Below are 12143 nucleotides of genomic sequence, written 5' to 3'. Positions count from 1 at the left end.
TAACGGTCAATCATATCGACGTCGCCAAAGATAGGCTCGGGCTACCAAATTCGAAGCTAGGTCTGCATCTTGCTTGTGTAAAAGTTGGTGACCCTTCGCCTCGTGGGCCGCGTGCTTACGCCCTGGTCTGACAACCAACGCCCCGCGATCGTCCAATCATCCCTATCTGCTTCATGGACCCGCGCATCTCCTTGTGACTCGTTGAGCTCTGTGATAATAAGCTCACTTATTTGATTTACTCGGCAGTCGCACCACGTAAGCCATCCATTGCCCTCCTATGTCCCGATTATCATCTCGACCGCAGAATTTATAGTCATCGCCGTTGTGGTATCGGACTTTGAGCGTCGTTTCCAGTTTCCATCTTGGGGTGGGCGGCATGATATAAGGCGCGAGCGATATCAAGAGATGCAAGACAAGTTATGGCGGCGACCACTCTAAACCCATTAAACCATCCAACTGCCAACCACACACTGCCCAATAATACCGCCATAAAGTAAATGACATATCCATAGCGGTCACGCCGTTCATTAACTAAGTCCTGTACTCGAGGGACCCGTCCTTTCCCCATGTGGGTTCCGTAATGATTGAGCCATGTTAGAAAAGGAATAATTTTATACAGTTGCGTGAGTGCTAGGCCCCCCAACCATCCATAAAGAGCCAAATACGTCAGCGCGATGTCAATACGCCTTAACGAGCCGCTGACCTGCACAACAGTAGCTGCAATGATTACGACACCTAAATAGGTCAACGCGATCGTTACATAACGACTATTGAGTTCCAACTGGCGCCGCTTACGTTGTTGATACAGCACGCGCATATCCCAAAGATAAAATGAGAGTCCCATCAACATGACAATCCAAGCAACAGTAGGCCATTGATTGGCACCCATCCAGCGTCCCCACCATACCCCTAAAATGCCTAATGCTGTTGCGATATACCCGATCCAACCCGCCGCACCGCGGTGCTCGTTGGAAAGAGTGAACATGGATAGGAGTTTATAGGATACGCCCATTGCTGTAAGCGTAAGCCAACCTCCGACGCCGCCGATGACATGGGCCGCAAGGCCGCGTCCTCCCATAACCACTAGCCATGAAGCGGGAAATAATTTCGGATCCGCAAATGACACCGCAAACGTTAACCCCGCTAACACCGTAAGCAGAAGATACCCCAAGCCCGTTGCCACGAGCCATGCTGGCAGTGTCCACGGCCACGCCCGCTTTAGGGTGAGGCCTAAGTTCAAAAGAGCGACGATGACACCTAATACCACCAATGTGCCGCCACTCGGCAAGAGCCATGGAAGGTTCGGCAATACCCCTCCCGGTACTTGACCGGGTATCGCGAGAAATCCTGCCACCATCCCTACCAGTCCTAGTGTGAGAAACGCCAGTGTAATCCCAGACCACGTCTGGCTCACTAGTTCGGTTTCCGTCAACACCGGCACAAATTGATGCAACGCGCCTATCATCAGAATGGTTAAAAATCCGATTGTCGTAAGGTGCACACTCACCAACACCCAAGCCGACCCGATATTTTGAAGAGGTTGGGCATCACCCGAAGCCCATACCCCTTGCGCCAAGATCAAACAGATCACAGCCACGGTAAAGTAAGTCATACTCCAACGAGATAATCGTACGCCACGCACTGCCTTTCTCCTTTCCAATCACTCTACGCTAAAGGGATACACGCTTCTCAAGTCCTCTGAGGCCTTATTTTGGCGTCCAAGTTAAGTAAAATTGCCGATTCGCCTCGATATCCTCTCGATACTCGTCTGGCATATCATCGAGATAAAATATTGCTTCCGCCGGTCATACGTCAGACGCATGCCCCGTAGTCAATACACACCCGCGATCAATATAAAGCTGAGGTGCGGCGTCGTAGGCTTCTCGGCCATCCAACTCGGAACTCGGATCAATGCAATCCACCGGATACACTTCAACGCAACTTTGGTCTTTTACCGCAACACATCGGCGGGTAATGACACATGAGCCATGATCATCTCTCCTTAGAATGCTCCCCTTCATGCGGTTATCCGTGCCTAGACGTTTGCTAAGCTGTGATACCGTGGATGCGGAATCAAAACGGGTGGGACTAGCGACTCTTCCAATGCGGTTATAGCATGATGTTCATTCGGTGGGAGCTTCACCATCTGACCACGCATCAATATTTGTTGGTTTGCCGCGTTTAGGTGAATACGTCCTCTCAATACTTCGATGATGGCAATACTGGTTGTGACATGGCCCTTTAGCATTTGGCCCTGCGTAAATCCAAACCATACAATAGCTGCGTGGTCTTCATCATAGATATGCTTCACGACCACATGGCCCCTATCATATAGGTCGCGATCGTCAATGCTCCTGATCATCAGTACACCTCCCCGACGGAAATGGCTACCACCCTGCCCGAATCCATCCAAACCCTATCACGTTCATGTCTAGCGTAGCTGATAGACCCACAGTCCAGTGTGACCATCATCACAGTTGGTTTCTATCGTGCAACTCCTTCTGTAACGCATTCCTAAAATGCCAACACGCGGTTAAGCGTGATCTAGATCACACTGAATCCGGTTGGGCTAAGAGATAATAAACGTGGGCAAGGTTAAAAGAACAACACCGGAAGGAGTCTTTCGATTATGCCAGAGTTAACGGAAGAAATGGTTACAGACGCTCTGAGAGATGTTATCGACCCTGAACTGGGGTACAATATTGTTGATTTAGGACTTATCTACGGCATTACTATTCAAAATGGCCAAGTTGACGTGGTCATGACTATGACGACTCCGGGATGCCCGGCCAGCAATTACATTCAGGAAGGCACACAGCACCGATTACTCGACATCGATGGAGTGAAGGATGCCCACGTAACGGTGGTTTGGTCTCCCGCATGGGATCCGGCTATGATGTCCGATGACGCCAAGCGGTACTTCGGCTTGGCTTAGCATAAGGAGAAGAAATGACCGCCGTCACCCCAACAGGAATGCTGAGCTCATTAAACATCCTCCGGTGGAACAGCGGTTTATCCCACCAACACGGCCCGAAAGGCTTGTGCCACAGTGGTTGTCGTGCCCACAAAACGTCCCATCCGTAATGCTTTCCGAAAGCGTATATTCCGCTGGTGATATCAGCATCTCACCTACGGAAAAAATGCTAAAAGCCGCACCAACCTCGACCACGATGTGCGCCATCTTGACCTCCAGCAAGGACAAAAAATATAGTAATTAACCAAATGGCAAAGAGACGCTGAAAGGCGCTAATGTGAATTGGCCACCCGCTGGTGTCCTCCATTACTCGGACAGAGGGAGCCATAGGCCACTACGGTGACCGCTTACATCGGTTACAAGGGAATTTATTACGATAACGCCATCATTGAATCTTGGCACATCATAGAGCCATCAGCTCTTCCTGTATGCAGTGCTATACGAAAGCGACACTGTCTGAAGCGATGAAATCATGAGAACACGAACTCCACTGGCTAGCCCATAATCCGCATCAACGTTCTCGTTCATGTCGCTCAATAACATTCTTCATGACCTTAGCGCACGCCTTACGGATGCGGTCATGTCATGGAATCCCTGATTAATCGACCACCTCAATATGGACAATCTGATCTTGCAAATCCTTAGTGCATAGGTCTTCAAATCTGGACTTTCTTCCAAATAGGTCCACTTGAGCGCAACTTGCATACGGTGTAGAGGAAAACATTGGTAAAAAAGGAAGGAGTCGGATGTTCACATGGCGCTTTCATCCCACCAAATTATTCTCTATGCCGCAGATGATAATGATTTTTCCATTGCCCTAGCGGCTGCCGCGGTGTCAGGTATTCCTGCGTGTCAAGTCACAGGAAATTTTTTTGACGCATGGATCTATACGTCAAGTGGAGAATACCTCGTAATTGCCGTGGGAGGGCCAGCCAATAACGCTCTCTATTATAATCCTTGCGGCTGGCCTAACCCTGATCAAGAACCCCAAGGCACTACGCCTTTTGACATTGCCCCAGCGCCACGCGACACGTTACCAGGTGCAAATTGGTACGTCAATGCCAGTGGTAACCAAGCGTATCAAACCTTGGAATTGGCGACTTGCTTCACCTATTTCGCCGTGCATGCCAGCCTACCTTCAGGAATTACCCCGCCCCCCGCGATTAGTCCGATGTATATCTGCGGTGGATCCTCGAATATTTCTTGCGTCTGCTCCCTCATGACGCCGCTGCCGCCTACCGGACTTTATTATGGTGCCGACCTCGGGACCAATCAATTTCCCCCGATTAACGCGTGCGGCATGACGTTTTACATTGGGCAAATGGGGGGCGGACTGAACGCTGGAACATCAACAACGTGTGGGTACACCGTTTTCGGCAATTTCTCGACTCTAGCAGCTCAAGCAGCGTTGAACAATAAAGGCGCGGTGTATGGAGAGTGGTTTTTGTTGGGGCCGGCATTCTACAACGGCTGTGTAGGCGCCAGTTCGCAAGAGGAAGCCTACCAATGGGGCATGCAGCAAGCCAATGCTGCCGTGTCTGCGCTAGCGCAGTTTCCAGAAATTAATCGTCGCACCATCTTTACCGATGTAGAACCCGGCAGTTGGTCCACTAATACTAGCTTAAACCAAGCCGTGATTCTCGGTTTCTTAGCGCAAATTAAGCAACGTGGCCACGAGCCCGGAGTTTATTCTTCTCCGTGTTTTTGGCAAGAGATTACCGCATCAATGATGCTTCCATGTGGCACGGTGACCTGGACCGCCGAATTTTCCTACGCCGCGGCCCCCGCTTGTCCCTCGCACTTCATTCCGCAACCCTATGCGCCATGTCCCAGCCCCTATGTTGGTCCACAAGCATTTGGCGGAATTCTCCCCAATATATGGCAATATTATGAGTCTGATACGGTTGATTGGGATGTAGCCAACGCTCTACCAGACTAAGATCGGAGGGAATATCAATCGAGCAGGAGGGGGCGTCTCGCCCCCGACCTCTCACACGCGATCCGCGGTAAACGTTTGATTCAACACGTTCTCATGCACCGGCCACGGATGCCGCGAATATTAATGACGTGGCTGCGTGAATATTGTCGGAATTAAGCAGCGCTGTCCATGTCGACAGATATCCTATGAATATTCTGGATTAACCGACTGTGTTGGTGCCCGTGGGGCTTCGGCTGCTAGACAATACACAGTCCGACCCGAGTTGTAATCCCACGTCTAGCGAGGATCTACCTGACCATAGGCATAGACGAAAGTCTGGCAGCCTCACCTGCTGTAAGTTCGACATACCGGGTTGTAATACCTTTTTTGGAACCGAATTTTTGGTAAATAGCGGTAGATGTGCGGTAGGAACGGTACTTAGCGTCCGGTTGTTAAGGTTTATTTGTTCCCGAATAGGTTGCTTTAAGAAATTTGCCCGGACCAATCTCGACCGCGAACTCTTTAGACAGATTTTTCCCTCGAACCGTATATATTCTTGTGCCTGACGGTAAGCGGTTGGATGTCTCTGGAGCTGCGTGATTGGTTATGTTGAGCACGCGGTATTCTCGACCAATATCTTTGGCCGGAACCGTTACATTTTCCACAATGAAATACGTTGTAGGGTGTCCTGCACCACTCTAAATCCCGATCCACGTGGGCTTAGACCCACCGCCTGAGAGTATCGCGACGATCATTATTCCCACAATCCCGATCTTTTTCATATGCACTGCTCCCTAACGAACAGTTATCCTTTAACTACGACGGTTCCCGTTTCAGATCCCGTGAATCCTGTCACCAAAGAGGGTGTCCGAGGGCTCATAGGCAACGTGTGGGAGCTGACACGGAGTCGGTTTCTTGATGGCGAAGATGTCGTACCAATGTATCGTCATCTAGACTCTAACAGTATTATATGGGACTGGACGGCGTGGATCGCCATGAAAGGTGGGGCATGGACGAGTGTGGGTGAACTCCTGCATCCTCGGTTCACTGGACGGCGCTTTCTGTTGCATCGCTCGCTAGACGTTGGATTCCGCTGCGTCGTGGAGTCTGAATAAGTTTCGAGCTTATTAACCAGTCCTGGCTAAGGAGAAGACATCGTGAATGCCTATCGGCGGCTGATCGCCAATCGCGTCTTCGTTATCTATTGGGGTGGGTCGACCCTTGTGCAGTTGGCCTTACAGTTCGTCACCATTGCACTCGCCTGGTTTGTGCTCAAGACTACCGGGTCCTCCATTCGCGTCGCTTTCGTATTGGCGGTCATTTCCGTTGCGCGCATGGCTACCAGCCCGTTTATCGGTTACCTCATCGATCGCCTCCCACGCCGGGCATTAATGATCCTCGACAACACGGGGCAAATGATTCTCTATGCGTCCGTGCCCGTGATGACGTGGATGCATGTCCTAACCTTTCCGATGTTGCTCGCCGTGGTGGGGGCCGCCGCGGCGTTGTCACCGCTATCCATGATAGGACGTGGCGTCCTCTTACCGAACATTGTTCCCGATGAAGATTTAGAGCCTGCCAACGGACTATCTCAATTACGCAGCAGCATGGTGTACTTACTTGGGCCCGCACTGGGCGGGATATTGGTGGCGTTCCTCGGGGCACCAGGGACGTTGATGATCACTGCTGGTTGCTATGTAGCGTATGTCGGATCCTTGCTGGCGATTCCAGCGGGGAAATACCATGCGGTGCAGGATGACCGGTTTTCAGCTGATAGGTCTCCACGGATAAATCCCTGGCAGTTTCTTCGGAACAGCCAGGTGCTCTTGATCATTGGCGTGGTCACGCTGTTCTTTAACATCACCTACGGTCCCTTAGAGCCAGCACTACCGGTGATGGTATTGCGGGTCTTTCATGCAGGAGCCTCTACGTTAGGGCTAATCTGGAGTAGCTTCGCGGTCGGGTCGTTGCTGGGGACGTTGGTGTGGGAGCGGCTTCGGCCACAGTGGAATCTGCGTTTTGTCATCACGGGGGTAATCGTCGGCTGGGGCCTTTTCAGCGGCCTGGTGGGTCTGACAAATCATCCTTGGCAGGCGATGGCCATGATGTTTTGCGGGGGGATCACGTACGCGCCCTACAACATTGTGGCTGCGACGTGGCAACAGCGATTGATTCCCGATCATATGCGCGGTACGGTCTTTGGCACGATACAGTCGGTGACCAGCGCGGGACTTCCGGTCGGACAACTCATTGGCGGACTGGTTGTCAGCGCGGCCGGTGCCGGAGCGACGATTGCAATGGGGGGAGCCGCCACGGTGCTCCTTGGACTGGTCGTGGTGTCGCTCCGTGCGCCATGGGCCCGTTTACCGACTGCAAACATGTCTCGGTAGTTACAGTGTCGATGGCCAGATCAACTGGCCGACGATTATCGTTTGCTCCCATATGCGACCAGCATCCAAGTTCCGGCAATGACTCGCTCAACACAAAACGCTTCCATATTGCCGGACAGGGATGGGCCGCGGACCAATCAAGGAATCCGGATACCCAAATAAATAAAAACAAATCTGTCACTCCGTGGGGGCATTCCATGCGGTTAGAAACGGCCTTAGCGGATAATGGGGACCAGTATCCCGTTGTTGTGGATGCGGACATGCGCATTATCCCGGAAATTTTCATATTCGCCAACTTTCTCTGTGGCACCAAACAAGCCTCCCCCAATACCGTAGTGATGTATCTGCGGGATCCCCCGCTTCATGGTGTTCGCGGATCACCAAGGGTGGGGCCCCAAAGCCCCGGCGACGCTCAACCGCATATTGGCCACGCTATCCGCCTTTTACCGGTTTGTGGAAGTCAGGCACTCTCGTAATCGTTCCGAACCCTGGTTTTTCCCTTATACAGAAAGGCTTCTGAACGGTTGGGAATGACTTGGTATCCATATCGGTATCGTAATGGGAATTCCTGCCTTGCCATAAGACTTACTACAACGGCGATAGGGATTGCTACATTAATTACGTGACATCTCCCCTCGCACAAATGCCTTATGCCAAGATTAGGATAAACGCACTTAATATTCTCGCATCCCGCGATCCGCGGTATATTGGATCTGCCAGATTACTAGTTGAATCGGTTCTTCGGTCCATGGGGCTATCCGTTATGGGATTCCGTTACAATGGCTGGCATTGGTTGCTCCATGTAAGTAGTCCTCACGCATCGGATTTAGAGAACGCGATCGTCCGATTTGCTAAAAACCTGGACACTATCGAAGTTTCTTTATTACCCGATCAAATTGGGCGGGCGTTATCCCTTGATGACCTCATTAAAGAGGCGAGCATCCAGACGCTCACTCCGACATCAAAAGCCATAAAACCTAAACTCAAGTGGGTTGGAGCCACGGTATTAATCGACCGGGTCACCCCAACACTGCAAGTTCGTCAATTTTTAGATGTATGGCATCCGCGCAAAGATACTAATCTAAAGTTCAATCCACAAAAAAGGTTAGGATAGGACCAGGATCAAGGTTTATTCATGCGGCGGTCGTTGGTAATGAGGTCGCGATAGACACGTTATCGATGATCGGTCTGCGCGAGTTAGCTTTTGCCGCTAGTGCTCCATTTTCTTCTCTAGTTGCAATGATGCGTAGCCGTGGTATTTCTTATGGTCTAACCCAGAACATGGGGGACCTGGGAGACACACGATTTTTATGTGGGGGTGTGTCACCGCTGCGCCTCCAATTTTTCTGAAGCAAATAATTGGGGAATGGCTACACGAGTTAGACCACTACGAACAGGAGACAACCACGTGGTTTACCCAGCACTGGGTTCCCTTTGACCTGTCAGCACACACCTCGGTGACTCAATTATTACGTGACACAGACCGCGCGGCATTTTACCATATGTCGCCCGACGACCGCGCCGTAGACCTTCAGCAAGCTCTTCGCATTGTTCGAGAAGGCCCCCTAATACCAATCGCTTTGGTCCCGTAAAGGAGTTAACCGAATGATAAAATTGGAACGATATACGCTCAACGGCGGAGTCTTCTTACACCGTTGGGTTCCCCCCCACCCCCTCTTCGGCCTGGTACTCTAGCGAGAGCGCTAGCGTCAGATGTGGGATGGAGCGCATTCTAAGGAGGCCCAACCCCGATGACTAAGAATGTGGTCCTATATGTTTTCACAGACACTTTGGCCTATGGGTCAGACGTGGTCAGTTCCATGGCCACTGCGCTGCTTGCCGTCGATCTCGGCCGCAGTAGCGTCCAGTCGGGACTCATCCTCTTTTCGGCGTCGATTCCCTACCTGCTCTTTGGCCTAGTGGGGGGCGTGGTTGCAGACCGTGTTGATAAACGCCGCCTGATGATGGGGTGCGACCTGGCCCGGGCCACGGTGCTGGCCTTCATTCCCTTATTGGCGGCCTTCCATTGCTTGACGGTTCCCGTCCTCATAGGACTCTTGGTCGTATCGACGACCGCCCGCGCCTTTTATTTCCCCGCCCGTAAGGGAATCACGCCGGATTTGGTTGCGGACGATGTGTCATTGAGTCAGCTGAATCTTTCGCTCAATGGCCTCGAAAGCGTGGGGAGTATCATCCTGCCCGCGTTGGGGAGTGTCATGCTGCTGTGGACTCATGCTGTGCCCGATCTCTTCTGGATCCCCGTCACTACGTTATTGGGATCGGCACTGGCGGTCTATCTCCTCCGTGTGCCCGAGTCGCGGCCAACCCTTGGCGCTACACCGTTAAACGATTTACAGCAGGGGCTTGGCGTGGTCTTCTCGCACGGGTCTGCCCTGCCGTACCTTGTCGCCGCCTTTGCCACGGCCATTATGGCAGAGGCTGGGGTGATAAAAATCGCGTTGCCGAAGATATTGAGCGCCATGCAGCTGAACCACAACGTCTCTTACGGGTTTGCGATAGGGTTGATGGCCGCCGCAGAAGTGGGGATGTCCTTTTTATGGGGCACGCGGCCGGGGAGTCGAGTACCCCCATGGATCTTCGGCGGCTATGCCGTTCGCGCGGGAGGCTTGGCCTTGTTGGCCCTCGCTTTAGACCTCGAGAGTCTGCCTTTGCTCATCGGCGCGCTGATCGTGCAGGGCATCGGGATGCCGATGAGCGGGCCTCCTCTGACCACGGCGCTGCAAATGGCGACGCCCCCTCCGTTGATGGGCAAAGTGATGGCCATTCGCTCCACCATCGGCAACTTATCCGATGGGGTATCTTATTTACTTATAGGGGGCTTCCTCGAAGTCTTGTCGCTCGACCGGGTATTGTGGTTGTGCGCGACGTTAGCCGGCCTGTCGGCCCTCACCTTTTGGATGTTATGGTCTAGACATGCTGTAATCCACTCACCGAAAAGGGGGCACGTAGAATGAAAGTGTTGCTGTTGTCGGGCAGTGCGCGGTTCCCATCCCATACCCGCTCCCTTCTCGACGCGGTGGCTGCCGAATTGGGGCGGTTGGGAGGGAACACCGTGACGTGGGACTTGGCAAGCGACCCGTTACCGGAGGCTTTGGCGGATTTTCATCGGGCTCCGGATGCCATCACTCATCCGCAAACACAACGATTTGTGCGGGAAGCTATGCAAGCCCACGCGTTCGTTTGGGGATCGCCCAATTATCATAATTCGTATTCCGCACGCCTGAAAAATGCTCTCGACACCTTGAATTATGACTATTTTGAGCAAAAGCCAATCGGCCTTGTGACACATAGCGGAGGTATTATGAGCACGCAAGCCGCCGACCTTTTAAGCCCCTTAAGAAGACGAGACAATCGCGATCTCTCCTGGTAGGATCATGATCAGTTCAGAGGAGAGAGTGTGCACGATGAGTCAAACCTATTCACCGGAATTCAAGCAACAGATTGTTCAAGAAGCTCAAGACACGCAAAATGCGACATTAGTCGCTCGTCGTCATCAGCTGAGTCCATCCATGGTGCGTCGCTGGGTGCGTGAGGCGGTGAAGGCGGCCCACCATCCCCACGATCTCATGAGTCTAGTAGACGAAAATGAACGGTTAAAAAAATTACTTGGGGAAAAAGATCTGCAGATTGCTATGCTTCAAGATCTGCTGCAAAAAAGGGGGATCCGTCCGTGACAGAATTGTGTGAACACGTGATGGATTGGCATCACCGCGCTCCTCAGGTGCCCCTTCGCCGATGGTGTGCGACGGTTCGCCTTTCACGGGCTACCTTTTATGCGTGGCGTCATCGCCAACGCCATCGGGAACCGGATCGGCGCCATCAGGCGCCGGGTCGACCTCCGCGAGGATACAGCGTCACACAAAATGGCCAGAAAATCGCCGATGGCCAGATTATGGACTGGATTACCGATATTCTGACGACGGAAAATGCGGCCTATGGGTATCATAAAATCACATGGGTCTTGCGACGACGCTATCATCTACAGATTAGTTTCAAAAAGGTGTATCGCCTCCTTCGACAGTGGCGCTTATTATGGCCTCAGCGAAAACGCCGCATCCGGCATCCGCGCCGGCTGGCGCGGAACCGCATCATTACGGCTCCCAATCAGCTCTGGCAAACGGACATTACCTATGTGTATATTGCGGGTGAGGATCGGTTTTTATATCTCCAAGCCATTATCGATGTGTGTGACCGCATGATTATTGCCTACCACATGGGACTCCATTGTCAGGCGACGGATGTTGTGCGAACCCTAAAACACGCGGTGATCCAGCGTCAATCGGAATGGCAGACGCCTCCCGTTCTGCGGACCGACAATGGCCCCCAGTTTATCGCCGAGGCATTCGAAACGGCTTGTGCCACCTATGGTCTGGAACATGAACGCATTCCGGTGGCCACGCCGAATAAAAACGCCTTTATTGAGTCGTGGCATGCTCAGTTGGAGCGCGAGTGTCTCACTCAAGAATTTGCCACATATGGCGAGGCCTATGCGGCGATAACACGATGGATTGCCTTTTATAACCAAGATCGGCTGCATGGGAGCCTAGAATTTTGGTCCCCGGCGACGATGCGACAACGAGTCGCGGGAGGGCAAGCGACCTGGATGCCCGTCAAAGTGTAGAAAAGCTAGCGACTTTTGCACTGGGGGACAGGGGCGAGGTGACGCCCTGGCCCCTGTCCCCCAGTCCCAGCCCGTAGGGCTGATAGGATGTCCCAATGCGTATCCGCGTGAAAGAGATCGCAAATGTCCAAATTTGGGGGGCGGAATCGATCGGGCTAAGGCTTCCGCGCTGAGGTGCCAGCCCCAGTCCTCTATCCGATCTGTCAGATCCATGGATCG

Annotated in this window: 13 protein-coding genes; 11 read left to right on the top strand and 2 right to left on the bottom strand. The window is 52.5% G+C overall.

Going from position 1 to position 12143, the window contains the following annotated elements; all coding sequences use genetic code 11:
• Window positions 1–313: 313 nt before the first annotated feature.
• Window positions 314–1642, bottom strand: a complete 1329-nt coding sequence (locus CO251_RS04500; RefSeq protein WP_103374615.1) for a hypothetical protein — start codon at window positions 1640–1642, stop codon at window positions 314–316.
• Window positions 1643–2035: 393 nt separating this feature from the next.
• Window positions 2036–2362 carry a cupin gene (locus CO251_RS04490; protein ID WP_103374614.1) on the bottom strand — a complete coding sequence of 109 codons (327 nt, stop codon included), beginning with the start codon at window positions 2360–2362 and terminating at the stop codon, window positions 2036–2038.
• Window positions 2363–2629: 267 nt separating this feature from the next.
• Here CO251_RS04490 and CO251_RS04485 point away from each other — a divergent pair, with 267 nt between their 5' ends.
• The 11 genes from CO251_RS04485 to CO251_RS04440 all read left to right on the top strand — a co-directional run bounded on the left by CO251_RS04485 (window position 2630) and on the right by CO251_RS04440 (window position 11924).
• A complete protein-coding gene (locus tag CO251_RS04485; RefSeq protein WP_103374613.1) occupies window positions 2630–2935 on the top strand; it encodes a metal-sulfur cluster assembly factor in 306 nt (101 codons plus the stop codon).
• Between the two features lie 793 nt (window positions 2936–3728).
• Entirely contained in the window at window positions 3729–4913 is a 1185-nt protein-coding gene (locus tag CO251_RS04480) for a hypothetical protein (protein WP_103374612.1), read from the top strand.
• Window positions 4914–5674: 761 nt separating this feature from the next.
• Window positions 5675–6007, top strand: coding sequence for an SUMF1/EgtB/PvdO family nonheme iron enzyme (locus CO251_RS18020; RefSeq protein WP_146038983.1), 333 nt, complete (start codon window positions 5675–5677; stop codon window positions 6005–6007).
• Between the two features lie 42 nt (window positions 6008–6049).
• Window positions 6050–7282, top strand: a complete 1233-nt coding sequence (locus tag CO251_RS04475; RefSeq protein ID WP_158246177.1) for an MFS transporter — start codon at window positions 6050–6052, stop codon at window positions 7280–7282.
• A 197-nt stretch (window positions 7283–7479) separates the two neighbouring features.
• Window positions 7480–7758: a hypothetical protein gene (locus tag CO251_RS04470; protein ID WP_103374610.1), complete on the top strand. Its 279-nt coding sequence runs from the start codon at window positions 7480–7482 to the stop codon at window positions 7756–7758.
• A gap of 287 nt (window positions 7759–8045) precedes the next feature.
• The gene (locus CO251_RS04465; protein ID WP_103374609.1) at window positions 8046–8396 is read left to right on the top strand and encodes a hypothetical protein; all 351 of its coding nucleotides are present in this window, start codon (window positions 8046–8048) and stop codon (window positions 8394–8396) included.
• A 196-nt stretch (window positions 8397–8592) separates the two neighbouring features.
• Complete coding sequence (locus tag CO251_RS04460) at window positions 8593–8874, top strand: hypothetical protein (protein WP_103374608.1); 282 nt, start codon at window positions 8593–8595, stop codon at window positions 8872–8874.
• 159 nt (window positions 8875–9033) lie between these two features.
• Window positions 9034–10257, top strand: a complete 1224-nt coding sequence (locus tag CO251_RS04455) for an MFS transporter (protein WP_103374607.1) — start codon at window positions 9034–9036, stop codon at window positions 10255–10257.
• On the top strand, window positions 10254–10673 hold the full coding sequence (locus CO251_RS04450; protein WP_103374606.1) for an NADPH-dependent FMN reductase: 420 nt from the start codon (window positions 10254–10256) through the stop codon (window positions 10671–10673). Before CO251_RS04455 ends, CO251_RS04450 begins: the two co-directional genes overlap by 4 nt.
• 34 nt (window positions 10674–10707) lie before the next feature.
• Complete coding sequence (locus tag CO251_RS04445; protein WP_173677068.1) at window positions 10708–10977, top strand: transposase; 270 nt, start codon at window positions 10708–10710, stop codon at window positions 10975–10977.
• A complete protein-coding gene (locus CO251_RS04440) occupies window positions 10974–11924 on the top strand; it encodes an IS3 family transposase (RefSeq protein ID WP_103374604.1) in 951 nt (316 codons plus the stop codon). Before CO251_RS04445 ends, CO251_RS04440 begins: the two co-directional genes overlap by 4 nt.
• The last annotated feature ends 219 nt before the right edge of the window (window positions 11925–12143 follow it).

The sequence above is a fragment of the Sulfobacillus sp. hq2 genome (genome assembly GCF_002903155.1).
In the GTDB taxonomy this organism is placed as follows: Bacteria; Bacillota; Sulfobacillia; order Sulfobacillales; family Sulfobacillaceae; genus Sulfobacillus; species Sulfobacillus thermotolerans.
Note: the sequence above shows the minus strand (reverse complement) of the source record. Positions and strands in the feature narration are given on the sequence as shown.